Raw genomic sequence first — 26,047 nt, 5'->3', positions numbered from 1 at the left:
GAGTGGTCATTTCAACGGCTGCGCTTTCACAGATCTAAACTACGCGCTGATAACTGTAGATTCCACTACAGGTGTCAGACATGCAAGACTATGGACCACCAGCTGCCCCACGACGTGCACGCACGTTTGTGATTGCCGCGTTGTTTTTCGGCTTCGCGGGCCTGGTGAATCTGTTCTCCCCATTGGATCTGGTGTTCAACGGAATATCCAACGGGCTCAGGTCTCCGGCGGTCGACGACCGGTTTATCATCCTCGAAGTGAATGATGGATTCGAACACGTCGCGGCAGGCGATACCTGGTCGGATATGTTCACTAGCGAGCTTGTGTCATTTTTGAATACGCTCGATGTGGAGTCGGCAGTTATTGTCGAGCCCGTTTTCACGTCGACATCTCAATTTCCCTTGCTGACAAGGGCGCTGGAACAGCCCACGAATACCGTGTCGGTGTCCGCCGCTCCAAATCTCAAACTGGAGTCTCCATCAGAGGGATTACGAGACCACCTGACGTCCTCAAACTATTTCAAACGATACTGGGGCGGCGTCGAATTTGGGTCTTTTGGTGCCGAGTACGGCGATGTTTTCCTGCAGTCTCCGGAGAGTAAGCTCTCTGACAAAACCGACAATATCGGCCCTTCATTCGAAATTGACTATGCTTTTGACGTTGAGGCGTTTCAGCGGCTTGATTTGAGCACTGTGCTGGCGCCAGATTTCGACGCGGCGCTTGTCCGCGGAAAACGGCTTGTCGTGGCGCAAGCCAGTCAAGGCGACAACCATCCCTATTTGATGCCCTCGCAGGGAAACGGCTCTCTGGCAGAAGTCATCCTGATGGCGGCGATGACTCTGGGCGAAGAACGTCCCCTTAACGCTGGATTTCTTCCTGCCTGGCTGTTTTCTGTAGGCGTAGTGGGCTTGATGCTCAGTCGACGTTTTGGCTCCATGGCGCTGCGTTGGGCACCAGTCGCGCTGGCATGCATGATCGTGTTCCCCATTGTCATGGACATGTTTTCCATTCGCACGAGTAGCGGCCATGCGATCGGAATGATTTCGTTCGGGACATTGATCGCGTGGATGCGTTTGAAAAAACGGGAAACTGCGAACAAGGCGTTCACGCACAATCTTTCCCATCTTCCCAGTGCGCAATGCTTGAGCGCTCATGTCGGCCAAGACCAGCGTGTCATGGTGGCAGCTGTGGTGACAAACTATGCGGCTATTTCGACTGGCCTCACTCCCGAACAAGAAGGGATCACCGCGAATACGATAGCGAATGCTTTACCGAGTTCTGGAGCCGTATATCAAGGCGACCTCGGTCAATTCTATTGGCTGCAAACCGATTTTGACGAAGCAGCAATGGAAGACCTGTTCGAAGCCACGGCGAACCAACTCAACAAGGGGGTCATTGTTGGCGAGAGAACTCTGATAGTTCAGGTTGCCTTTGGTGTTGAACGCATCGCCTCTGCCTCTTTGGCGTCGCGGCTGAAAACGGCGGAATCCGCTGCCCAGGCTGCCGCGCGACAGAGAAAAACGTACAAGCTGCATGATCAGGATGCGCAAGACGCGCTGCTGTGGCAGAGCCGGGTCCTTTTTGAAATGGATGAGGCGCTTCGTAACCGCGAGATCTATATAGCGCTTCAACCCCAGTTGAATATCCGTTCCGGAAGGATTTCAAGCGCCGAGGTATTGGTACGCTGGATACACCCGGAAATGGGCGTCATCTCGCCGGCCGAATTCGTCCAGATGGCTGAACGGGGAAAGCGCATCGACCAACTTACACAATATGTCATTCAGTCATCATTTCAGTTTCTGCGTGACGCTCAGAAAATTGATCCCGGATTCAACATCGCAGTGAATATCTCGCCCAGCCTGATCGGTAGCGCGGAATTTGAGTTCATGCTGCACGCTGCCTTACGTGTGTATGGGGTCAAGGCTAGCAGCATCATGCTTGAGATCACTGAAAACGAGCAGCTACTGAACAATTCCGGAGCCCAGGATGCTATGGGGCGGCTCAGGGACGCCGGTTTCGGGATATCCATTGATGATTACGGAGCTGGCCTGTCCACGCTGACCTATCTGTTGAAGGTGCCCGCCAACGAGGTCAAACTTGATCGAACGCTTATTAGCACGCTTCGGTACAATGAGCGTAGCCAACTCTTGATCCAGTCTACCATCAGCGTTGCCCAATCACTGGGAATGCATGTTGTGGCCGAGGGTGTGGAAGACCCGGATACGTTGGCAATTCTTCGCACATTGGAATGCAATCTGGCGCAAGGATACTTTATCGGACAGCCCGTCGGTGCGGAAGAAATCCTGTCTATTCTAGAAAGCTCAAGTAGTGTGCAAGCTGTAGCGCAAGCTTAACATTTCCATAAAATTACTTTGAAATTTGCAAAATTCAGTTAACCTTTGATGTCTGGGGCAGATGGACTGCTCCTTAACATGTCAAAGGTTACATCATGCAGAAGCAAACAAAACCAACACAGCGCGACATCTGGGACTGGATTTTCGGAAAGCGCCCATAGGGGCAGAAGTGCTTTTAAGATAAGCACTTACCAGCGCAGCTGGTGCAAACATCGCCACCAAACGGCAGCCCTGTGTAAGGTCAGTCGTTCGGTGGTTTTTTTATGTTCGGACTCTGCGCGAGCGTCATGGCAAATAACCACCAGCGAGTGGATGAGAGATTCGATGCTGGAAACCATGGTTCGACAGCTGGGCGAGCAAATGGTCGAACATTCGAAGGAGCCTTCAGCGCTAATCGAGGCAGGCGCTGACTTGCCTGAGCATACGTGACGAATACTGCCCGGTATTCGGAGCTAACGAAGATGTGAGGACTTTGGCGCCCGAATGTAACTGGATACTAAGGTCAGTTAGGGTACATGAGCGCTATGAGATACGTCTCCTGCCACGCGTCCATAGGTGCCACTGCCATAATGCTGGCGGGGTGTGTCGGTGCGCCCGCTGGTCCGACAATGCCGGATGTGCCGGTTCAAGGAACATATCTGTCAGAAGCTGCTGATTTGAGCCTTGAGTTGGAGTGGTGGAAACAGTTTGGAGATCCGGTTCTCGATAGCCTCATCGCCCAGTCCTTATCCGCAAACAAGTCTCTCGACCAAGCTGCTGCAAATGTAAGAGTTGCTGAAGCGATTGCATCTGGAGCTCGGCTTGATCGCAGCTACTCCGCTTCTACGTCATTTGATGGAGATGTTGGGCGGTCCGCTCAGCCAGGCCAAGACGTGAGGGCCTCGATTCAAGGGGCGCTTGGAGCGAGTTGGGAGTACGATGCATTCGGTCGCATTGAAGCCCAAATCGCCGCCGCAGAATTTGATGTCGAAGCGGCTCGGCAGGCTCGCCGAGATGTTGCGGTGATCGTCGCCAGTGAGACGGCTCTGAATTATGTGCAATTGCGCGGTGCGCAAAGACGACTTGCGGTTGCGCGCAAGAATGCCGACACCCAGTCTGAAGGATTGGACCTGTTACAGACACTTTTAGACAATGGCCGGGCAGCCCGACTGGATATGGAGCGAGCAGAGGCTCAGTATCGTACGACGCTCGCGTCGCTTCCTCGCTACGAGGCGGCCATAGAATCAGCCAAGAGCGCGCTCGCCGCGTTGACTGGACAGCCGGCAAATTCTCGATCGAGTCTGGTGATGGAATTGGTGACCAGCGCGGATGATATTCCAGAGCACCGCGGCGCGATCATGGCAGGGTCGGTTGAAGATCTGGTCCGCCGACGTCCGGATATTCGCAGCGCAGAAGTGGTGATCGCGCGCCAACTGGCATTGGGCGACGCTGCACGTGCGGACTTGTTTCCGACGATAACCGTCAATGCGAACGTTCTGGCTTTGTTTGATGATGCCAATGATATCGGCGATTTGACGAGCTTCGGATTTGGCGTTGGCCCTTCGATAAGTTGGGCGTGGCCTGATCTCAGGCGGGTGCGGGCAAACATAGATGCGACCGACGCACGAACAGACGCGGCGATTGCGCAATATGAACAGACCGTATTGAATGCTTTGAGCGAAGTCGAATCCGCTCTCTCGGAATACACGAATGAGTTGAAGCGCCGCGACGATCTAAAGAGAGCGGCGGCATCAGCGCAGCGGGCGATAGAACTTGCGCGTCTACGGTTCGAAGAAGGTCTCGACGATTATCTGGATGTGCTGGAAGCGCAGCGAACATTGTTGACGGCGGAAGATCAGTTGGCTGAAAGCCGACTTCAGTCATCTAGCCGGGCGATTGCCGCGTATCGAGCATTGGGAGGTATAGAAATGCCGAATCAATATGGGACAGAACCCGCAATCGCGTTGGAATAGATATGTTTACCAGAAACCTGCTTTTCATTTTAGCTGCCGTGTTTGTATCGTCGCTATCAGCTCAGGCGCAGCGGGGTGGTCCCGCGAGTGTTTTCGTTGAGCCGGTACAGGAACGCAGTTTTGCGATGAGGATTGAGGCGTTGGGCACGCTAGAACCCAACGAGCAAGTCGATCTGACCCTGAATGCGGCTGACCGAGTGCGGGCGATTTATTTTGACGATGGTGATCGCGTGAAGCAGGGCAAGACCTTGCTCTCGCTTGCGCAGCGCGAACAGGCAGCACTTGTAGAAGCTGCTGAAGCAACGCTCGATGAAGCGCGGCGCCAGCAGGAACGGCTCGCGCGCCTGGCAGATCAGCAGGCTGTATCCCAGTCAGAACTCGATCAGGCAAATCGTAATCTTGATAGCGCTGCGGCACAGTTGCGTGCGGTGCAATCTCGCCAACAGGATCGCGTTCTCGTTGCTCCATTTGATGGCGTGCTAGGCTTCCGGATGGTCAGTGTTGGATCATATGTTCAGCCAGGGGATATCGTTGCGCGGCTGATAGATGACAGCGAAATGAATCTGGACTTTTCCGTGCCGTCGACATTCTTGAGAACCTTGGCCAAAGGTACGGAAATTGAAGCAAGAACAGCGGATCTTCCCGGGGAAACTTTCAATGGAGTGATTGCGTCAATTGACAACGCAATTGATCCTGTGACGCGTTCCGTTCGTGTGCGTGCCACTTTGCCCAACCCGGAGCGTCTGCTGATCTCTGGCATGTTTGTGCAGGTAACCTTGGTGGCGGATCCACGACAAGCTCTGGCTGTACCTGAAGAAGCAATACAGCCGGTAGGGCCGCGCACATTTGTATTCGTCGTTGAAAACGAAGGTGGACAACTCATCGCGCGGCGTAAGGAAGTCGAACTCGGGCTACGCCAGGCGGGGTATGTGGAAGTGATGTCAGGTCTAACGGCTGGCGAAGACGTGATTACCGAAGGTATCATCCGTGTTCGCGAGGGTGCCGCCGTGGAAATTCAGGACCAGTCAATGCTCCTTCCCAAGGCCATCAGCGGCAAGAATCGTAGCGGGGGTGCAGCCGGGTCTCCTGCTTCTACAGGTCGCTGACGATGTTGCTGTCGGATACCTCGATCAAGCGGCCCGTATTCGCGTCGGTGCTTGCGCTTATACTCGTGATTTTTGGCATGGTAGCGTTCGATCGGTTGCCCCTGAGAGAATACCCTGACATCGATGCGCCAATCGTCTCCATCGATACGAACTATCCAGGGGCGTCTGCCAGTGTTGTAGAAACACGGATCACCCAAATTATCGAAGACCGCATCGCTGGTGTTGAGGGCATTCGCTACATCGATTCCAATTCGAGCGATGGCCGCTCGCGTATAAGCGTGGAGTTTGGCATAGACCAGGACATTGATGTGGCCGCGAACGATATCCGCGACCGGATTTCTGGTGTGCTGGACAATCTTCCTGAGGATACCGACCCGCCAGAGGTCGAAAAAGCCGACTCCAATGATGATGTCATTATCTGGCTGAACCTTGCCAGCGAGGCAATGACTACGCCGGAATTGTCAGATTATGCTCAGCGCTATCTTGTCGACCGGTTCTCCGCCCTGGATGGGGTGGCACGCGTACGAGTTGGTGGCTCCAGAGACTATGCCCTTCGCGTCTGGATAGATCGTAGAGCCTTGGCGGCACGCAATCTGACCGTGGCCGAGATTGAGCAAGCATTGCGCAGTGAGAATATCGAAGCACCAGCCGGCAGTCTGGAATCGGAAAAGCGAACTTTCACGGTCCGAATTGATCGCACTTTCAAGACGCCGGAAGAGTTCTCCGCGCTCGTGATCGCCGAAGGCGAGGACGGATATCTGGTGCGACTGGGAGACGTGGCGCGGGTTGAGCGTGGGACGGTCGAGGACCGCAACATGTTCAGAGGCAACGGCGTTCCGATGGTGGGGCTGGGCATCATCAAGCAGTCGACTGCGAATACAGTCGAGGTTGCGGCTGGAGCGCGGGAACTTGCTGACCGACTGAACGAGACGCTTCCAGAAGGCATGGTGATCGCGCGTAGTTTCGACAGTTCAGTCTTCATCGACGCCTCGATTCGAGAAGTTTACACCACGCTTGCCATCGCAGTGGCGCTGGTGACACTGGTGATATTCATGTTTCTCGGCAGCGTCCGGGCAACCATTATCCCGGCAATCACTGTTCCGGTCTCGATCATCGCCACTTTCATTGTGCTCTACGCACTGGGCCTGTCAGTCAACTTGCTGACACTGCTGGCGCTTGTTCTTGCAATCGGACTGGTCGTGGATGACGCCATTGTTGTGTTGGAGAACATCGTTCGCCGCATGGAAGAAGAAGGCGAGACGCCGCTGGTTGCCGCGTTCCGCGGTACCCGGCAGGTTGGTTTTGCGGTGGTGGCCACTACGCTTGTCCTGATCGCGGTCTTCGTGCCTATCACCTTTATGCAGGGTGATGTTGGGCGACTATTCACCGAGTTCGCCCTGACGATGGCTGCGGCCGTCGCATTCTCCAGCATCCTGGCCATGACACTAGCGCCCATGCTGGCCTCAAAACTCCTGAAACGTGAAAAGAGTGCGGGATGGCTTGCGGTTATCCCGAACGCGATAGACGGCGCATTCGGCCGCCTTCGAACAGGATATGGCTGGGTATTGGACCGACTGATCATGAGGCCGATAGCAGTTGGTGTCGTTCTGGTCGGCTTGTTTGCGGGCGCATACAGCCTGTCGCAAACGATTGAGCAGGAATATGTTCCCGTTGAAGATCGCGGGGCATTTTTCGTCAGTATACGGGGTCCTGAAGGCGCGTCCTTTGAGTATATGGAACGCTATATGGACGAAATTGAACGGCGATTGATCCCTTATGCAGAGAGCGGCGAGGTGAGCCGCCTGTTGCTGCGGGCGCCCGGATTTGGCAGTTCGTCATTCAATCAGGGTTTTGTGGTTGTGGTGTTGGATGACTGGTCCAGGCGGCGTCCGGCGGACGAAATCATAGCGGAAGTTAACGGCAAGTTATCCAACCTGCCGGGCATTAGAGCTTTCGCAATCATGCGGCAGGGACTTGGTGGTGGCACTGGCAAGCCTGTCCAATTCGTGTTGGGTGGACCATCCTACGAAGTGCTGACGGAGTGGCGAGACTTGTTGGTCACCGCGTTAGAAGATGACAATCCAGGACTGGTCGATATTGACTGGGATTACAAGGAAACCCAACCGCAATACAGGGTTCAGGTCGACTATGATCGCGCGGCTGATCTTGGTGTGACGGTGACCGATATTGGCGTCACGCTTCAAACCATGCTGGGCTCGCGACGCGTTACGACCTATATCGATGATGGCGAAGAATATGATGTCATCCTGGAAGGCCTGAGGTCTGAGCAAAATACGCCCAACGATGTTCAGAATATCTATGTGCGATCCACACGGTCAGGTGAATTGATCCCCCTCTCCAATCTGGTCACAATTCGTCCGATTGCGGATAGCCCGACTTTGAACCGGTATAATCGCGTGCGCGCAATCACGATCGAAGCGGGGTTGGCGGAGGGTGCGTCGCTGGGCACTGTGCTCGACGCCATGCAGGCCAAGGCTCGTGAAGTGTTGCCGCAAGAGGCCACATTGGACTTCAAAGGGCAGTCGCTCGACTTCAAGACGTCTGGCCAGTCCCTCATATTCGTATTCATCACGGGTCTGGTGATCGTGTTCCTTGTGCTTGCAGCGCAATTTGAGAGCTACCGCCACCCGGTCATCATCATGCTGTGCGTGCCTGCGACATTGGCTGGAGGGATGCTTGGTATCTGGCTGACCGGAAATTCGCTGAACATCTACACGCAGATTGGCTTGATTATGTTGATTGGCCTTGCAGCGAAGAACGGCATTCTGATCGTGGAGTTCGCGAACCAGTTGCGCGACGAAGGCCGCCCCTTTTACGAAGCCATCAAGGAAGCATCGCTCGCGCGCTTCAGGCCAATCGTGATGACGAGTTTGACCACAGCTGCCGGTGCTCTCCCACTTATCCTGTCCAGCGGTGCAGGCGCCGAAACCCGATCGGCGATTGGTATCCTGATCCTGTTTGGAGTGATCGCCGCTGCGCTGGTGACCGTGTTGTTCGTGCCGACAGCCTATGCTCTGATCGCTCGAGGGTCCGGGTCTCCAGGCGATGTTGCGCGCAAGTTGGAGTCGGAGAGCCAGGGGACGGACAAGGCCGTCATTCCCGCAGAATAGCTTTTGCTCGTTGTTACTCTGAGTTCAAGCGTAATAGCCAGTGCTCGCTTTTCTTGCGTGTCTGCTGCAACAATCCGTGCGGCGGTAATCAAGACTTGTGAGGCGCAAGAATGCTCCCTTGAATGCTCAGCTAGTGACAATTCGAAAGCAGATCATGAACAGTTGGGCCGGCCTTGAGTGAAACATTCGACAATCTTCCGCCCGTAAACTACGTGGTCAGCGAAGAAGAGTGCGCCGCACTATCCGCAGCTATTGATATCGAAGAGCTAACCCAGACCGCACTTGCCCTTGGGAACATTAATAGCCCATCCATGAGCGAGGCATCAGCTGCAGAGTTTGTGTTCAATTGGTTGCAAACAGAAGGTTTTGCACCGCGAAAAGTTGGCGCAACGCCTGAACGGCCGAATGTTATCGCGACTTATGGCGGCAAGGGTGACGGAAAGAGCCTCCTCTACACAGCCCACCTTGATACTGAAAGTCCGACCTGGAATGCGGATCTGGACGCCCACAAGTTCCGTCCTGAAACGCTGGCGAACCCGGAATGGAACCAGTGCTGGCTACAGGATGGGGCATTCCACGGCTACCCAATCTCGAATGATCGCGGGCCGATGGTGTGCTTCCTTATGGCCGCCAAGGCGCTGAAATCCTGCGGTATTGATCTGTCGGGACGGCTGTACCTTACCGCATCTCCCGGCGAGATCGGTCCTGAGCCGATCGAGGAGGCTCGCGGCGTACAGTATATGGGCAAGGAAATCGGCACGCACTACGCATTCTATCATGGCGGTGTGTCACCCGATTATGCGATCGCGGCCGAGGGGTGTGACTTCGGGTTGACGTGGGTTGCATGCGGTTATGCCGTATTCCGCATCCAGCTATTTGGCGAAGGCGTGTTCACACCACTTCTCGAAAGCCCAGAAAAGGCCGCTGATCACCCCAACCCGATCTATCGTCTCGGTGACACCATCCAGTCGATTTTGGACTGGGGGCGCACTTATGAGCAGGAGAACATCTACACGTCGTCTGGCGGTTTGGCCAAACCCAAGACGCAAATCTCCTCTGTCCGTGGTGGCGTTCCATATGCGTTCGGGGCCGGAACGGAAATTTGCTCACTCTATCTTGAAGTCGGTTTGCCGCCGCATGTAGAAATCGGGCAGGTCCATAGAAGCCTTGAGAGTCATTTGAGACGCCAAGGCATAGGTGAGTTCGGTCTGGAGCCAGTCGTGGTCCGGCACGGATTTGCTGCCGATGAAGAACGCGTGTCCCCGCTCGTTTCGGCTGTTGATGCCGCGACCCGGCATACACTGGGCGAGCCTCTGAAGCTCGCGCATCCTGTTTATTCGAGCATGTGGCGCGACCACAACGTCTTCAACATGAACCGCATTCCTGCCGTCACAACCGGCTTTCCACGCTGGCGTCCGACGCCAGAAGACATGGTCAAAAGCACTTTGATCTATGCGCTGACCGCGCTGTCGATTTGTGGGCGTGCGCCCACATCCGAAAATAAAAAGCCGCTGAGCGGTTCCGATGTCTATGGCGACAACCCATTTTCGTCCGCTGGAGTATCCTGACCCATGAATGCAAGAATTCCTTTCAAGGCAGGCAGCCAATTGCTGGCAATGAGTTCGCTTGAGCTTTTGCTGGCCGCGGCGACATATTCTTCACTCGGCGTGGTCCTCCCATTTATGGTGATGGATCTGGAATGGAACTGGGCGCAGGCTGGGTTTGGATTTACGGTGCTCGGTGCAGTTACCGGCGTCGCGTCATCTGTGCCGCCATTTCTCATCCGCCGGGTGGGGGTGCGGAACACAATCCTGATTGGTGGTGTTCTGGCCTGCATCGGTTTGTACCTTCTGCATGGAGTGGAGAGCCTACCTCAGTACTATATTGCGGCAGCAATCTGCGGTTTGGCCTACCCCATGATGGCGTCCATCCCGACAACCTTCCTTGTGAGCCGACTGTTCCAGCGGCAATCGACCGCGCTCGGCGTGGCGGCGACGATCAGCGGAATAGGGACGGTGGTCGGGCCATTGATGGTACTTGGCGTATTGGCTCTTGAAGGTCAGACGTGGCGGAATTATTGGGAATATCAGGCAATCGCACTACTGGCTGCGGCTGTTTTGTGCGCGATCATCGTTGGTTTGGAGCGCAGATTCACTCGGCCCGCACGTGAGGAACTCGTCGCAGCAGAGGCTGAAGCGGCGGCACCGACCGTCATGCCTGACCAAGTCGAACTGCCTCCGACACGGAGCAGTCGCCATATTTACCGGACGACTGTGGACTGGACGACCAAGGCTGCGATGCGGACGACGCAGTTCAAGATTCTTGCCGCCGCATATTGCCTGAACATGATGTGCCTGGTGACGGTAACCAGCCTCTCGGTGGGCCATTTGATTGAGCGCGGTGTTTCCGAGACGGTTGCCGGAGGCATGTTGAGCATCGAGGCGTTGATCGCGGTTTTGATCCGGGCATTTTCCGGTGTTCTGGGGGATATCTTCGATCCCAAGCATCTTGTGAGCTTTGCGCTATTTGCGACGATGATTGGTTGCTCTGTGCTCGCGCTCACAACAGATCATGTCATGCTGCTGTTTTACGCGGTGGGCACGGGTATTGGTTTCGGTACGACGCAGCTCGCGTGCACGGTGCTGCTGCTCAACTATTTTGGTCGCAAGTACAATCTCGAACTGTTCTCCGCCATGTGTGTCACCGGTGCGATCTCGGCGCTCGGACCTCTGATCGGAGGCGTAATCCGCGACGTTTCGGGAAGCTTCTCCCTCATCTTCATATTGCTGTCAGTCCTGTCAGCCGGCGTCTTCATGGTCGTGCTTTTCATGAAGCCGCCTTATCTTGAGGATCTGTCCTCTACTGAAGGCGACCCAGTTGGCGACGCTGACATCAAGTACGGGCAGATGGCTGAGTAATCTCAATAAGCTGACCAGCTTCGATCAAGCCTCGATTTCAATTTCCTCCGATGGAGTCTGCCATGCCGTCAGATCGCGTACCCAATTTGGCCAGTCAAAAGTCAGCTTCGCCGAAACCATCCTGGACTAAGTGGCTGAGGCCAGATCCGTACGCACTTGTGCTGCTGTCCGTGGTAGTTACGGCGAGCATTTTGCCATGTCGTGGAGATGCAGCGGTCGGCTTCGAGTGGTTGACCAAAGTTGCCATATTCCTGTTGTTCTTCATGCACGGTGCAAAGCTGTCTCGCGCAGCCATCCTCGGGGGTATTGGTGCCTGGAGACTCCACACGCTCGTTCTGATGAGCACCTTTCTTCTGTTTCCGGCGCTCGGTCTGCTAGTGAGCACACTGCCTAATTCTTTGGTGAGCCCTACAGTCAAGATGGGTTTCCTGTTCCTCACCATATTGCCCTCCACGGTCCAGTCCTCGATCGCATTCACCTCCATGGCCAGAGGAAATGTAGCAGCAGCAGTTTGCACGGCATCACTGTCGAACATGCTTGGCGTGTTCATCACGCCGCTTCTGGCGGGCCTCCTGATGCGGTCTGAGCTTCAGTCGGGTGGGGGAGATCTGTTGGGGGTGATGCAGTCCATCATATTGACCCTGCTGGCCCCCTTCCTTGTCGGCCATCTCAGCAGGCCCCTCATCGGCGCATGGATTGACCGGAACAAGGGCGTTCTTTCAAAGCTCGATCGTGGCGCGATCCTGCTTGTTGTCTACACTGCATTCAGCGCGGCCGTCGTAGATGGAATTTGGTTGCGCGTATCGGGATTTGATATTGTTACGATCCTCTTCCTGAGCGCACTGGTGCTCTCAGTGGTATTGTTCCTGACGCGCAAGGCGGCGCAAGTGGCCAGGCTGAACAAGTCGGACGAGATCACCTTGGTCATGTGCGGATCGAAGAAGAGTCTCGCAAGCGGTGTGCCGATGGCTGCGGCATTGTTTGCCCCAGCCCAAGTTGGCGTCATCATACTGCCCTTGATGATATTCCATCAGATGCAGTTGATCGTATGCGCCATGATCGCGCGGAGCTATGGCGAGCGGACTGAAATACCCGATGAGACAGAGGTGCTCGGCGAGGCGAGCGCCTAGCCGAACTGAAAAGCCGATACGGTCGAGTTCATGACATTGTCTGAAAAGACTTTCCGGCCCGTCTCGTCATGGCCCGCGCCAGCTGCGACCATGAGTGGAAGCAAGTGCTCTTCCCGAGGATGCGAGTTCCGGCCCTGAGGTGCGTCCAGCCATCGGCTGAGCTTGACCCAGCGTTCTTCAAGATCACCTGTTTCGAGTACATCTGTCAGCCATGCGTCGAATTCAGCAGACGGTGCGGTGGCCATGGGTGTCCGGAAGGCGCGCATATTATGATAGCTCATGCCGCTGCCGATGATGAGGACGCCTTCTTCTCTCAATTGGCTGATTGCCTTGCCGACCTTCAGATGTTTTTCCGGAGAGAGGTCGCGGGTGAGTGACAGGGTCAATATCGGAATGTCGGCATCAGGGAATGCAACCAATAGCGGCACGAACACGCCATGATCATAGCCCCGGGAACTTTTCAAGGGCGCATCAAGGCCTTGCTCCACCATCAATTCCTGAACGCGATTTGCGAGATCCGGTGCGCCCGGAGCAGGATAGTTGAGCTCATAAGTGTGAGCCGGAAACCCGGAATAGTCGTAAATCATGTCTGGCGAGGCGGCCGTGGAGACGGTGAACTCCTGTTCCTCCCAATGGGCTGATACAACCAAAAGGGCTTTTGGTTTCTCGGGCAGGCTGGATGGTATGCTTTTCAGCCATTCGGCTGTCTTGTCCCACGTATCGACCGGTCCGCCCATCAGCGTCCAGTCCATGAAAAAGCATGGGCCACCTCCATGTGGAATGAACAGGGTGGGCATTTTCGTGGAGGAAGCAGTCATTTTCTATTCCCGATGCTGATCGATACATGGTGTCTTTAGTGCATGTGGCTGCCGGGTGTCTTGCTTTCTCGCGTCCGCAAACTTGTCCGCGCCGGGGCCAATCATGTGTGAACCCGAAACCAGTGCCGCAACTAGTTGGGCGCATATGAACAAGACCAAATAGCGGGCTTGAACTCTGATCCAACCGGTAGGCGATTTGGTTCAAGGAGTAAGTTATGGCGTTGGTGGAAGAGACACGAACAAGCAAGATCAAGGTTCAGCCGGAAAATCTGCACCATTTGAAAGCGACACCGGAAACCGTGCACTGGGGATACTTCCACCCCAACATCAAGCCAGCGCTCCGCGTTAAAAGTGGCGATCTCATTCAGGCTGAAGCGATCACGCACCATGCCGGGGATGCTCCGGAACTGATGATGGATGAAACTGTCAAGGCAATCTGGGAGGGTGTTCAACCCGAAGATCGTGCGCCGGGTGTCCATATCATGACCGGTCCGATCTATGTAGAAGGTGCCGAACCAGGTGACATGCTGGAAGTGCGCTACTTCCGTATGGTTCCCCGCTGCAATTACGGATCCAACCTCGCTGCGAACTGGGGCCACCTCTATCAGGAGTTCGATGAGAAGGAGCGCGTGACGATCTATGAGCTTGATCCGAATGCGAACACGGCTCACGCGCTCTATGCCTATGATTTCGAAGGAAAATATCTGATCCCCGGGACCATTACGCATTGTCCTGAGTGCGACCGCGAACCTGCTTTGGTTGGCGTCCGCGTGCCGGCAAGGCCGCATTTGGGAACTGCGGGAGTCGCGCCCGCCATTGACGAGCGTATCAGCACAATTCCACCGGGCCTGCATGGGGGAAACATCGACAACTGGCGCATCGGAGCCGGCGCCACGATGTATTATCCTGTGCAGGTGAAGGGCGGGCTGTTTTCGATCGGTGACCCCCATGTCAGCCAGGGTGATGGTGAGATCAGCGGCACGGCAATTGAAGCTTCCCTCGACGTGCTGTTCCAGATCGTACTCCGAAAGGACTTCAAGTTTCCTTCGCCGCTTCTTGAAACCCCGGATCACTGGATTGTTCATGGGTTTGACGAAGACCTGAACCAGGCAATGAAGAATGCCTCATTGGACATGCTTCATCTGCTCACTGAGCATCAGGAGCTTAGTCGAAATGATGCCTATTCTCTGATGAGTGTCGCGACCGATTTTGGGGTGACCCAAGTCGTGGACGGCACGCAAGGAATTCACGTCAAGATTGACCGTGGCATCTTCCCTGAAAAAGGTGTTGTCAAAGATATCGACTAGATTGGACGTCATTGATTTATGACGATTTTATCCAGTTGAACGCAGTATTCAGGCGAGGCTTGATCAGGACTGCTCGACTTTTAGGCAGTCGCAGTCGTCAACCGGATCGGCATGGGCGGGATGCGTTGACCGACGGTACGGCAAACTGAGGATCAAAGATGTTGATGGCTGGGTGCCATAATCCGATCGGAGCCAATCTGTGCAGTTTACAACCAACGCATATCCAAAAGAGCAGAGAAAGGATGCCTGGCACTTCGCGCTACAGCGATTTTCGATGGAGTTGCTTGCGCATGAGGGTGAGCTCTACGGTGAACTGGTAAGCTTTCGTAGTGCCCAGGATTTTACATTTGTCAGGATCACCTCCACCCAGCACCGGATAAGGCTCGATCTATCGCAAGGCCCATCCCAGTTCTGGCTCATAATGCTGCTGGAGGGCGATCTCGTCGCCAAGACTGACACCACAACGATTGAAGTCTCCGAGGGCGATGTTGTGTATGGGGTCGGTGATTTGGACGTGTCGCTCGATTTCAAGCGTGACAACCGGTTTTTGATGGTACAGATCCCGGTCTCTCATCCGGCGCTGAGGATAAGGTCCAAGCCTCAAGCAGATATTTCGAATTTGGTATCCGAAGCTGGAGTTGGCCGCATGCTGTCAGGCCTGTTGCGCTCTGTTGCGGATACGATCACGGATGTTGATGACGACCAGATGCGTCCGACTGAGGTTGCGCTGCCAGAGTTCATTTCTACGGCCTTGATGAGCGAGGCCTCGACCAAGGAACTTGGCGGGGCTGCTGGTGTTCGGGCAGCTTTGCTGGAGCGTATATTCCAAACCATCGAGATGAGATTGAGCGATCCTGAGTTGAACCTTCATCAGATTGCCAAAGAGCACAATATCTCCCCACGTTATCTACAAAAGCTGTTTGAATCCGTTGGAGACAGTTTCGGGCATTTCGTAAAATTGCGGCGATTGGAGAGATGCCGACTCGACCTCAGAAGCCCTTTGCACGCGCAGAGATCGATTTCGGATATCCTGTTCCAATGGGGCTTCAATGACAGTGCCTCATTCAGTCGGGCATTCCGCGAACAGTACGGTATGAGTCCGCGGGAGTATCGCCGGATGCCGCCGGGCGACGAATCAGAATCCGAAGTGCTGCAGCGCGGGCGGCCCCCTACGGCGAAGGATCAGGTGATTGAGCCCGAAGAGCCGGAACAAACAGATGACTTTCGCGATGCCGATGATGCTGGTGAGATAGGGACTGTTGCGCCTGTGCCCGTAAAGCGCGGCGCGCGACACCATTATCTGCCCGTTACACCGGATACGATCCATTGGGGCCATTTCAGCAGCTCGCTCAAGCCGGTCCTCACGGTGGAATCCGGTGACTATGTGACGGTCGAGACACTCACGCATCACGCCAATGATGATCATGATCGCATGGTGAAGGGTGATCAGGCGGTTGAGGACATCTATCGCTGGACTGAGGAGGGCAAAACCGTCAATCGTCGGGGCGCTGGCGCACTCGACTCCTCTTCGTCGACAGGCCGCGGTGCTGGTGAGGGGTTTGGCGTCCATATCTGTACCGGTCCAATCGAGATTGCCGGCGCAGAACCCAACGACATTGTTGAAATCCGTATCCTGGAGCTGAAGCCGAGAACGAGTGCCAATCCGAAATATTCCGGGCAGTCTTTCGGGAGCAACGCGGCGGCGTATTGGGGATTTCAGTACAATGACCTGCTGACCGAGCCAAAACAGCGAGAAGTGATCACAATTTATGAAGTCGAAAGTGAGATGGGCCGTTCGTGCGCTCGCGCGGTCTATAATTATCGCTGGACCCCTCAGACTGATCCCTTCGGGGTAGTGCACGAATTGTATGACTACCCAGGCCTGCCGGTGGACACCAGCACGATCGAAAAGAACTATGATGTATTACGGAACATCGAAATACCGGTACGTCCTCATTTCGGGGTAATCGGGTTGGCACCGCCGCAGACGAAGCTCGTGGATTCGATCCCGCCAGGAAATTTTGGCGGAAATCTCGACAATTGGCGAATTGCTCCGGGATCCAGCCTGTTCCTGCCCGTTGGAGTGCCTGGTGCGCTTCTTTCGCTTGGCGACCCGCATGCATCGCAAGGTGACTCAGAACTTTGCGGTACGGCAATTGAGTGTTCGATGACTGCCTTGATACAGCCGATCCTGCATCGCGCGAGCGAGAAGATGGGGCATATCCGCGATCTTGATTATCCGCTGTTGGAAACTTCCGATGCATGGGTGATCTTCGGGTTCAGCCATCCGAATTATCTGAAGGAACTCGGTTCTTCGGCGCAGAGCGATATCTATAAAAAGTCCTCGATCGACCTCGCGATGAGGGACGCCTTCCGCAAGGCGCGGCGGTTTCTGATGACGGCTCGCGACCTCGACGAGGACGAAGCGATCTCGCTGCTCTCTGTTGGTGTCGATTTCGGTATCACACAAGTCGTCAACGGAAACTGGGGCGTTCACGCGATCATCCGGAAAGAGTTGTTCACTGCGTGATTTGAGCGCGATGTTCTCCCGATGTTTCCCTTAAAATGGCTGCCGGGAAACATGTTGTGCGCGCAGAGACAAGAATGTGCACGCTGTGAATGACAGATTGAAGCTGACAGAAGCAGGAAGGACCGGACAATGCCGATCACCATCACCGAGCAATTCATCCAGTCCCTGGCGACATCCAAACAGGACGTGCTGGAAGCCGAAACATTGCCACCTGAATGCTACACCGACGCCAATTTCTACGAATTCGAGAAGGAGGCGCTCTTCACGCACGATTGGCTGTGTGTTGGTCGGGAAGAGTGGGTTTCGGAGCCCGGTGACTATTTCACGACTTCGACCGTGAATGAGCCGATCGTTGTTGCGCGGAATCGCAAGGGTGAGTTGAAGGCCATGTCATCGGTATGCCAGCACCGCGCCATGCTCGTGGCCGAGGGGAGCGGGAATGCGCGCGGGTTCGTGTGTCCTTATCACCATTGGAGCTATTCGCTTGACGGTGACCTTGTGGGCGCCCCTGCAATGAACAAGACGTGCGAGTTTGATCGCAAGGCGAATGGGCTCCCGAACTTCAAAGTTGAGGTCTGGGAAGGTTTCATCTTTATCAATTTTGATCAGGATGCAGCGCCGTTGGCCCCTCGATTGGTCCACGTGCAGGAGGCAATCAAGGGATATGACCTTGCCAGTGCTGAAGGTCCGCGCCCGGATCCGGCACCACGCCTGATGTGGAATTGGAAAGTCATGTTCGAGAATAACAATGACGGTTACCACGCCAGCCGGTTGCATCATGGACCCCTGCATGACTTTGTACCTTCCGAGCGTGCAAGCTTTCCGGACGCACCGGAGGGAGCGGCAGGTTATCTGAGGTTCAATGGTACGCTCCATCCGGATGCGAGCTTCAATCCGACTCAGAAGGCTGTCTTGCCCGTATTCCCTGGCCTCTCTGACGAGGCGCGCCAGCGGATGACGTTTGCGAACATCCCACCGAGCCTGTCGCTCGTGATGACAAGCGACATGGTGATCTATCTGATCATTCGTCCTGACAGCCCGGAAACGCATTACATGGACACGGGCGTGCTTGTTGCGCCTGGGGCCATGGAAGACGAAGCCTATGAGCACAAGATGGAGATGATCATGAATTCGACATCCCATATTATTGCTCAGGATTGGCATGTTGACGAAATGGTCCAGCTCGGACTGCGGTCGCGCTTTGCCAAACGGGGGCGCTACTCCTGGCAGGAAGGAGCGCAAGCGCAATTCAATGAATGGCTCGTTGACCGGTATGTTTCGGAATGGAACCGCCGCGCTGAGCCGACGGATGATGCCAGCATTGCGGCAGAGTAGAGTAGGCCGATCACGTGAGGCCGCCCGAGCATCCAACCACCTGGAGATTTAATACGCGGTCGGTTCCGCCAGCTGACAGAAATGCAGCTTGGGCGAATGCAATGCGTAGATTGCGGTTGCCATTTGTGTCTGATCCGGGTGGCCAGCCTGTTGATGGACAGATGATTATTCAGACGTCCACCATGGGTCTGCAGTTCGCCTGGATTGAGTCTGGTCGTCAGGTGATTGATGGTCGGGAACTTGAGCAGGGCGAGGGCCTCTGGCTACTCGTCCTTTTGAAGGGGGATGCAAGGTTCAGCGCAGACAAGTTCTCGGTGAATGTTGACAACAAGATGATCGTCTTTGGCGCGACACGTCATGATTCCCGCCTGGAAGTGAGTGAAAACAACGCGATACTATTCGTCCGAATTCCAGCCGTGGCGCTGGGCGGACGATTGATTGCACCGACCCATTATCAAGCTGGTACGCTCGACGGCAACTTCGGAGTTGGACGTATGCTGATCAGCATGCTTCACATACTGGCCGATGAGATTGGAGATATCTCCACGCAAGATCTTCGACCAGTCGAGCTTTCCCTGATCGAGATGTTGTCCAGCAAACTACTCGGTGTTGCCGGAAAACGTTCCTTGGGTGGTGCGGAAGGTGCACGCGCTGCCCATTTGCACAGAATCCAACAGACGCTGGAAACGTTAATATGGGACCCCGATCTGACAATCGCAAAGGCGGCAGACGAAGTCGGCGTTTCACCACGGTATCTGCAGCGTCTGTTTGCCGCTGATAATCGGAGTTTTAGCGGCTACCTCAAGAAGAGGCGACTGGAGCGCTGTCATGCCGACCTGATCAGCCCGCTGCATGCGCAGGAATCCATTTCGGAAGTTGCATACCGCTGGGGGTTCAGCAGTTCGGCACATTTCAGCCGGAGCTTCCGCGACCATTTCGGGCTGTCGCCACGAGAACATCGCCGTTCCGGTCTGGCGAACCAGATCGAGGATGAAATGAAGGTCAACAAATTGTGGGGGCAGTATCAAGAGCTGTCGAAAGACCGCCTTTAAGTTTGGCTTCAGCAGATGGCGTCCCGAAAGGGCGCGTGAAAGTAAGTATAGGGATTATATATGACTTATCCGAACACTCTGATTTTCGTCGACCTCATGTCTGACGATCCGGTCAAGGCCGGAAAATTCTATGCAGCTGTCATGGGCTGGGAAGACGATGTTCGAATGGATGGCCAGTTCTGCCGCATGGTGCCAGGCGGGAACTTCAAAAACCCCGACGGATCTGACAGTGAGATCGGGAACCTGCATATCGGAATTGGGGATGTCGCAAACTTGCGCCCGAATCCTGACCCCGCTGGCGTGGATTCGCGCACCTTGTCTCCGTTTGCGAGGTCATCCCGCCTGTGGGTGTTAGTGAGCGAAGACGACTCTGTCGACAGGATCATGACCGCCGCAGTTGAGCATGGAGCGGAAGTTCTGTGGCGGAACCATTACTGGAAAGAGTTTAATGGTTTCAATGACGCATTCCGTGATCCTTGGGGGAACGAAATCATCCTGTGGAGGAAAGGTGGCGTCGATCCCGTTATTCCGGAAGGCTATACGAGCGAGTGACCGAAGTGATGGGAGCGGATGTGGCCGGGAAACCGGAAGGTGCTAGCCGGGCAGGAGTGGTTGTAGCTGCAACTGTCGGCAACATTGTCAGCACCACTCCCGCCATCAGTGCCGTCTTCAGCCTGTTCCTGATCCCTATTTCAACAGAATTCGGATGGCCACGGGCAGTGGTGTCGGGCGTGCTGCTTCTAACTGCGGTGATGTCCGCTATCATCTACCCCTTGGCTGGTCGGCTGTCGGATCGTTGGGGATCTCGCCGAGTTATTCTTGTTGGAAACGCGCTTTTCGCTCCGGCGATTGCGGGTTTGGCTCTGGCCGATGGTTCAGTGGTCCAATTCTACTTGTTGTTCGCCATCGTAGGAGCGGCTGGAGCAATCCCATCCACACCAGCCTATTCCAAAGTCATATCCGAATGGTTCGATGAGAAGCGGGGGCTGATGCTCGGCGTAGCCGCGGGATTCGGCAACGGCATCGGATCAACTTTCATGCCCATCGCGGCTGGTCTGATGCTGGTCCAGTTCGGGTGGCGCGGCGCATACATTGGCATCGGTTTGATCGTATTCTGCCTGGGCTTTCCAACGCTTCTCGCCTTGCTGAGGGATGCGCCTGGGAGGGTCGAGGAAATCAAGCTCCGCGAGCGACAGCTTGATGTGCCGGACATCCCTGCGGCTCCTCTGCCCGGCGTCAATCTCGCAGAGGCAACTTCAACTCGGACATTCTGGATTTTGATGGCGGCAGTCGCGCTCGGAGCGGGCTGTATGACTGCCATCTTCACCCATGTGGTTCCGATGCTCATGGATCGAGGTATCGTTATCCAGCAGGCGACACTTGCAATCAGCATCTTCGCGCTGGTCACAGCGGGATGGCAGGTGGTGACGGGGTATTTGCTCGATAAATTTTACACGCCGATTGTCGCGGTACCTATGTTCGCGGCTGCGATATTGGGCCTTTTATGCTTTCAGTATAGCCAGTCCATGGTTGTGATATATTTCGGCGCGGCCTTGATGGGAGTTGGGCTTGGCGCAGAGTTCGGATGTCTGTCCTATTTTGTGTCTCGATACTTTGGTCTCAAAGCCTTCGGTATGATCATCGGCGTGTACTACTCCGTGGTCATTATATTTCAGGGTGGTGCACCAGTCCTTATGGATGTGGGATTCGACGTGACGGGCAGTTACGAGGCGTCGGTGTGGGTGCTGTCTGTTCTGTTGGCCATCGGGGCCGCGCTTATCCTTTTACTGCCTGCGTTTGAGATACAGCGACCCTCCGCATCACTGGAGGCATCTGCGTCATGAGCAAACTCGACATTCTTGGAAGCGTGAATTTGGACATAGTTTTGCGAGTGCATGACCTTCCGCGACCAGGTGAAACTGTGCACGCGACACAATCTGAGCGGTATCTTGGCGGCAAGGGCGCCAACCAAGCGGTGAGCGCCGCCCGAACGGGCGCCGATTTGAGGTTTCGCGCCTGTGTGGGCAACGACGAGGATGGCGAATGGCTTACTGCGCAATTGGCCGCACACGCGGTGACGCCTGCAGACGTAGAAGTCATTGCCGGTGAAGCGAGTGGACGCGCCTATGTATGCGTTGATCAGGCCGGCGAAAATCTCATCATCGTACATGCTGGCGCAAATGATCGTTTAAGCCTAATGGCTGAGCCAGTTGAGCCAAGCCGAGTTGCGCTTGCCCAACTGGAAACGCCTATCGCTTCGACCGTAGACTTTTTCCGGACACACCGGGACCGGGGAACAATTACAGTACTAAACGCCGCCCCAGCCGTGGCTGAAGCCCGGGATTCCCTTTTCCCGCTAACAGACATCCTTATCCTGAATGAATCCGAGTTGGCCTTCTACGCCGGAAGAGAGGTCCTGCCAGAAGATGTCGAGGATATTACAATGCTTGCGAGAGAGCTTATTGCTCACGAAAACCAGGTCATTGTTCTCACCTGTGGTGCTGCCGGTGCTTTGGCTATCACCCAGGATGGGCTCGACTTCACACCGGCTCGCCTCACGAAGGTTCGCGACACAACGGGGTCGGGCGATTGCTTTTGTGGCGCGCTCTGTGCGCGATTGGCAACGGGAGCTGAACTTGACCAAGCGATCTACTTCGCCTCGGTTGCAGCGTCCTTGTCTGTGGAAAAGAACGGCGCAGCTGCATCAATGCCAAGTCTGGAAGACGTTGAGCTTGCGATTTTTGAAATGACCGCAGCGGAGGTATCATGATGAAAACCTGGCTAATAACAGGCGTGGGAAAAGGTTTGGGAAAAGACCTGGCTGAGACAGTCCTGCAACGCGGAGATCGGGTTGTCGGCACAGTGCGGTCCGAACGCGATGCGCAAACCTTCGCGGAGACTGATCCGCAACTTGCCGTGCCGATTTTTCTGGACGTCACACACTTTGACGACATCCATGAAACGATCAACGAGGTCGAGAAGCGTTTTGGCCAAATCGACGTGCTCGTGAACAATGCGGGCTATGGGCTCACCGGTGCGATCGAGGAGACGCCACTGGACAAGATCAAGGCCCTGTTCGAGGTCAACGTGCTCGGCGCGGTTGCCATGATCCAGGCGGTGCTGCCGGGCATGCGCCAACATCGAAGCGGCCATATCATTAACATCACGTCGGTGAGTGGTCTGGCACCCTGGGCGGGCACTGGAATATATGGAGCCAGCAAATATGCGATGGAGTGTATTGGGCAGACACTCGCTGATGAGGTCCAGCCCTTGGGTATCCATGTGACCAATGTGGCGCCGGGTGGCATGCGCACCGATTTTTCAGGTGGATCGCTGGATTCGGCCCCGCCGAGTATATCGGACTATGATGGCACGGCGCATTTGGCTCATGAAGTTCTGACGGAAGGCAAAGGAAAGGAACCGAGTTCCCCCACGAAGATTGCGCACGCCATATGCGAGATGACAGAAATGGATGTTCCACCCACGCTGCTCGTCTTGGGGAGTGATGCCTATAAGTACGCTATAGGTCACTTGGCGAATTTGAGTGACGGCATCGAAGCGTTCAAAAATGTCAGCTTGGCCGTCTCTGCAGACGGCATGTGAGAATTCCGATGCCTTCACTACTGTCGGAAAGAATTTGTGTGACATCGGGCAAGACCGCTTCACTCTTTCATTCTAGCATCTCCAGGATGCAAAACCCCGTAAACCGAATTTGGAGATCATCATGAGCACGATGGAAACATGTGAGCCTGTCACCAGCGCCGCTGCGTGGAGGGGTGACCAGATCAAGGCGGGCGAAGATTGGATCTACCATTTGTCTCCGGTTCAGATCGCAGAGCTTGAGGATCTGGGTGCAAAGTTCGTCGAAGACGACCCAGACTTGCGGTTCGTTCAAGCCTCCGAATATCCGCTGAAAGCATGTGCCGACGCGATCGCGGAATGGGGAAGTGATGTAGATACAGGTCGCGGGTTTGTGCTCGTTCGTGGATTGAGAACATATCTCTACTCGGACGCACTTTCATCTGCGATCTATTACATTCTCGGCCTGCATATGGGTGATCCGATCCGACAGAACGAGATGGGCGACCTGCTGGATCACATTTATGCAACCTCCGACAAGACGATGGATGACCCAACCGCGCTGTCGTCCAAGGTTCGTGACAAGCTGGTCTTCCACTCCGACAGCTCGGATGTCGTGGCCCTGATGTGCTTGAGGCCTGCAAAAGCCGGGGGGGCATCCTGCCTCGTTTCGGGCGCCGAAATTTATAATGAGATCTTGCGACGCCGGCCGGACCTGGCGCCGCTTCTGCTTGAGCCATTCCACTGGGACTGGCGCCGGCAAGACCACAATGCGCCAGCGAACACTTATACCTCGCCGATCATCAGCATCGAAGAAGGCGTGTTCAGCATGTATGCGGGCTCGTTGTACATTCTGACGGCTCAGGATTATCCCGGCGTCCCACAGTTGAGCGACGCGCAGAAAGAGGTGCTGGAGCTGTTTGACGAGATCACATATGAACCTGGCATGGCCATCGAGATGGATTTCCGCCCCGGTGATATTCAGTGGCTCTCCAACTATGGCGCTTTGCATTCTCGAACCGAATTTTTCGATTTCCCGGAACCACAACGCAAGCGTCACCTTTTGCGGCTCTGGCTGAGCCGGGATGCAGGACGACCTGTCGTCGAAGGATTTGGAAAGAATGGAGTTGTCCAGGTTCGCGAAAAGCCGCGCGAGGGTGCAGACGATGACAATGCGGGGAAATTCAAGATTGCGGACGCCGCTGTTCCACGAATGATATCCTGAGGTATCCGAGCAATCGGAACGCCGCGCGTAGCCGTTAAAAACAGAGGATGACCTGAATGCCGCAACTACGCATCGTCAAAAGATCCGGAGAAGAAGCGATCATCGACGCAACCGCTGGACATAGTGTGATGGAAGCCATCACCAATTCGGGCGTAGAGGACATTGCTGCGATTTGCGGAGGAGCATGCGCGTGCGCGACCTGTCACGTGTATGTGGCGGAAGAATTTAGCGAGCTTGCCGGAGCCGCCTCGGAATCCGAGCGCGAATTGCTGGACTTTTCAGATAATGCACGCCCGCAATCGCGGCTATCTTGCCAGATCATCATCACCGAGGCCTTGGCAGGTTTGCGAGTGGAAGTGGCGCCGGAAGAAGATTGAGCAAATGCGCTCTGAAGCGAGCCGATCAATAGTTGAGGCGCGAATAGTCAAGAATGCTGGGTAAATGTCGGGTGATATTCCAGTCAGGAAATGAGGGAAGTGAAGCATGTCTCAGCAACTGGTGCCAACAAAATTCGATCTGCCGTCCGACGTTGGAGGCAAGGATCTTGGCATCTTTATGCCAATTGCGAATGGCGGATGGATTTTGTCGAAGAACAAGCCAGAGCTTGATGGGTCGTATGCCTACAATCGTCAGGTGGCGGTTCTTGCCGAGAAGCATGGATATGATTTCATCATGTCTATGGCAAAGTATCGCGGCTATGGCGGTGAAACCGAGCACTGGAATTCGACGCTTGATGCGACCGTGACAATGGCTGCACTCGCGGAGGTGACTGAGCGGGTAAAGGTCTGGACGACGGTTCATACCATTCTTCAGAATCCGGGCACCGTGGCCAAGATGATTGCAACGTTGGACCAGGTCACCAAAGGCCGAGCCGGCCTGAATGTTGTGACCGGTGCCTACAAGGGCGAGTTCTCGCAGATGGGTATGTGGCCGGAAGGTGTCGATCACGACGCCCGGTACGATCTCGCCAAGGAATGGATTCAGGCGATCAAGGCCCTTTGGACCCAGCCATCGGTGACGATGCAGGGGGATTATTTTCAATTGGAGGACTGTGTGTCCAACCCCAAACCATCGACCAAGCCTTTCTTGGTTTGTGCCGGTTCGTCGGAAGTGGGCATGCGCTTCAGCGCCAATGAAATGGACGCCATTTTTCTCTCCGGCGATGTACCTGAAAAGCTGGCGCAGTCGAGTAACAAGGTAAAGGGCATAGCGGCTGATATGGGGCGTTACATCCGCACATATGCCATGCAGACTATCGTGCTGTGCGAGACCGACGCGGAAGCCGAGGCGACCGCCCTGCATTACCGGGAAGGCTTGGATGAAGAAGCCTTACGCGGAATGATGCGTGCTTACGGCTTTCTCGACGCAGAGATTGGCGAGGAGAATGCTTTCGTGAAAAAGGCACGCTCATCCTTTATGGCACCTCATGTGGCTGGCTCACCAGACACTGTTATCCAGAAAATCGGTGAGTTGCTGGAAGTTTCGGGAATTGATGGGCTCATGCTGATCTTCCCGGACTATGTTTCTGCCATGCCTCTGTTTGCTGAACACGTTATGCCGAAATTGCGGGCGAAGTTTCCTGCGCTTGCCGGGGCCGCGTAGATGACGTC

The 26,047-nt window shown here is 55.1% G+C and carries 19 protein-coding genes; 18 read left to right on the top strand and 1 reads right to left on the bottom strand.

All coding sequences use genetic code 11. The annotated features are described in order from the left end of the window. The first annotated feature begins 80 nt into the window (after positions 1 to 80). From B2344_RS00750 to B2344_RS00720, 7 genes are all read left to right on the top strand, one after another. The gene (locus B2344_RS00750; protein WP_290484453.1) at positions 81 to 2,354 is read left to right on the top strand and encodes an EAL domain-containing protein; all 2,274 of its coding nucleotides are present in this window, start codon (positions 81 to 83) and stop codon (positions 2,352 to 2,354) included. A 515-nt stretch (positions 2,355 to 2,869) separates the two neighbouring features. After that, positions 2,870 to 4,306 (top strand): efflux transporter outer membrane subunit, encoded by a 1,437-nt coding sequence (locus B2344_RS00745; RefSeq protein ID WP_290484452.1) that lies wholly within the window; start codon positions 2,870 to 2,872, stop codon positions 4,304 to 4,306. 2 nt (positions 4,307 to 4,308) lie between these two features. Further along, on the top strand, positions 4,309 to 5,412 hold the full coding sequence (locus B2344_RS00740; protein WP_206990955.1) for an efflux RND transporter periplasmic adaptor subunit: 1,104 nt from the start codon (positions 4,309 to 4,311) through the stop codon (positions 5,410 to 5,412). A 2-nt stretch (positions 5,413 to 5,414) separates the two neighbouring features. After that, on the top strand, positions 5,415 to 8,543 hold the full coding sequence (locus B2344_RS00735; RefSeq protein ID WP_290483137.1) for an efflux RND transporter permease subunit: 3,129 nt from the start codon (positions 5,415 to 5,417) through the stop codon (positions 8,541 to 8,543). A 173-nt stretch (positions 8,544 to 8,716) separates the two neighbouring features. Beyond that, positions 8,717 to 10,111 carry a peptidase M20 gene (locus B2344_RS00730; RefSeq protein ID WP_290484451.1) on the top strand — a complete coding sequence of 465 codons (1,395 nt, stop codon included), beginning with the start codon at positions 8,717 to 8,719 and terminating at the stop codon, positions 10,109 to 10,111. A gap of 3 nt (positions 10,112 to 10,114) precedes the next feature. Beyond that, complete coding sequence (locus B2344_RS00725) at positions 10,115 to 11,461, top strand: CynX/NimT family MFS transporter (protein ID WP_290484450.1); 1,347 nt, start codon at positions 10,115 to 10,117, stop codon at positions 11,459 to 11,461. A 62-nt stretch (positions 11,462 to 11,523) separates the two neighbouring features. Then, complete coding sequence (locus tag B2344_RS00720; RefSeq protein WP_290484449.1) at positions 11,524 to 12,591, top strand: bile acid:sodium symporter family protein; 1,068 nt, start codon at positions 11,524 to 11,526, stop codon at positions 12,589 to 12,591. On the opposite strand, the gene B2344_RS00715 is transcribed toward B2344_RS00720, so the two are convergent. Then, the gene (locus B2344_RS00715; protein WP_206990951.1) at positions 12,588 to 13,409 is read right to left on the bottom strand and encodes a DODA-type extradiol aromatic ring-opening family dioxygenase; all 822 of its coding nucleotides are present in this window, start codon (positions 13,407 to 13,409) and stop codon (positions 12,588 to 12,590) included. The genes B2344_RS00720 and B2344_RS00715 overlap by 4 nt on opposite strands. 215 nt (positions 13,410 to 13,624) lie before the next feature. On the opposite strand from B2344_RS00715, the gene B2344_RS00710 reads away from it, so the two are divergent. From B2344_RS00710 to B2344_RS00660, 11 genes are all read left to right on the top strand, one after another. After that, a complete protein-coding gene (locus B2344_RS00710; RefSeq protein ID WP_290482916.1) occupies positions 13,625 to 14,716 on the top strand; it encodes an acetamidase/formamidase family protein in 1,092 nt (363 codons plus the stop codon). A gap of 199 nt (positions 14,717 to 14,915) precedes the next feature. After that, the gene (locus B2344_RS00705) at positions 14,916 to 17,246 is read left to right on the top strand and encodes an acetamidase/formamidase family protein (RefSeq protein ID WP_290484448.1); all 2,331 of its coding nucleotides are present in this window, start codon (positions 14,916 to 14,918) and stop codon (positions 17,244 to 17,246) included. Positions 17,247 to 17,375: 129 nt separating this feature from the next. Next, on the top strand, positions 17,376 to 18,581 hold the full coding sequence (locus B2344_RS00700) for an aromatic ring-hydroxylating oxygenase subunit alpha (protein ID WP_290479384.1): 1,206 nt from the start codon (positions 17,376 to 17,378) through the stop codon (positions 18,579 to 18,581). Positions 18,582 to 18,682: 101 nt separating this feature from the next. After that, complete coding sequence (locus B2344_RS00695; RefSeq protein WP_290482917.1) at positions 18,683 to 19,633, top strand: helix-turn-helix domain-containing protein; 951 nt, start codon at positions 18,683 to 18,685, stop codon at positions 19,631 to 19,633. A gap of 60 nt (positions 19,634 to 19,693) precedes the next feature. After that, complete coding sequence (locus B2344_RS00690; protein WP_290482918.1) at positions 19,694 to 20,185, top strand: VOC family protein; 492 nt, start codon at positions 19,694 to 19,696, stop codon at positions 20,183 to 20,185. Beyond that, positions 20,182 to 21,477 (top strand): MFS transporter, encoded by a 1,296-nt coding sequence (locus B2344_RS00685; protein ID WP_290484447.1) that lies wholly within the window; start codon positions 20,182 to 20,184, stop codon positions 21,475 to 21,477. The genes B2344_RS00690 and B2344_RS00685 overlap by 4 nt, the downstream gene beginning before the upstream one ends. Beyond that, the gene (locus B2344_RS00680; protein ID WP_290484446.1) at positions 21,474 to 22,403 is read left to right on the top strand and encodes a ribokinase; all 930 of its coding nucleotides are present in this window, start codon (positions 21,474 to 21,476) and stop codon (positions 22,401 to 22,403) included. The genes B2344_RS00685 and B2344_RS00680 overlap by 4 nt, the downstream gene beginning before the upstream one ends. Then, a complete protein-coding gene (locus B2344_RS00675) occupies positions 22,400 to 23,236 on the top strand; it encodes an oxidoreductase (protein WP_290484445.1) in 837 nt (278 codons plus the stop codon). The genes B2344_RS00680 and B2344_RS00675 overlap by 4 nt, the downstream gene beginning before the upstream one ends. Before the next feature lie 121 nt (positions 23,237 to 23,357). After that, positions 23,358 to 24,437 carry a TauD/TfdA family dioxygenase gene (locus B2344_RS00670; RefSeq protein ID WP_290482922.1) on the top strand — a complete coding sequence of 360 codons (1,080 nt, stop codon included), beginning with the start codon at positions 23,358 to 23,360 and terminating at the stop codon, positions 24,435 to 24,437. Between the two features lie 56 nt (positions 24,438 to 24,493). Further along, positions 24,494 to 24,814 carry a 2Fe-2S iron-sulfur cluster-binding protein gene (locus B2344_RS00665; RefSeq protein ID WP_206990942.1) on the top strand — a complete coding sequence of 107 codons (321 nt, stop codon included), beginning with the start codon at positions 24,494 to 24,496 and terminating at the stop codon, positions 24,812 to 24,814. A 106-nt stretch (positions 24,815 to 24,920) separates the two neighbouring features. Beyond that, positions 24,921 to 26,039 (top strand): LLM class flavin-dependent oxidoreductase, encoded by a 1,119-nt coding sequence (locus tag B2344_RS00660; protein WP_290482923.1) that lies wholly within the window; start codon positions 24,921 to 24,923, stop codon positions 26,037 to 26,039. Positions 26,040 to 26,047 lie beyond the last annotated feature (8 nt).

It is taken from the genome of Hyphomonas sp. UBA3195 (assembly GCF_002366485.1).
Taxonomy (GTDB): Bacteria; Pseudomonadota; Alphaproteobacteria; order Caulobacterales; family Hyphomonadaceae; genus Hyphomonas.
Note: the sequence above shows the minus strand (reverse complement) of the source record. Positions and strands in the feature narration are given on the sequence as shown.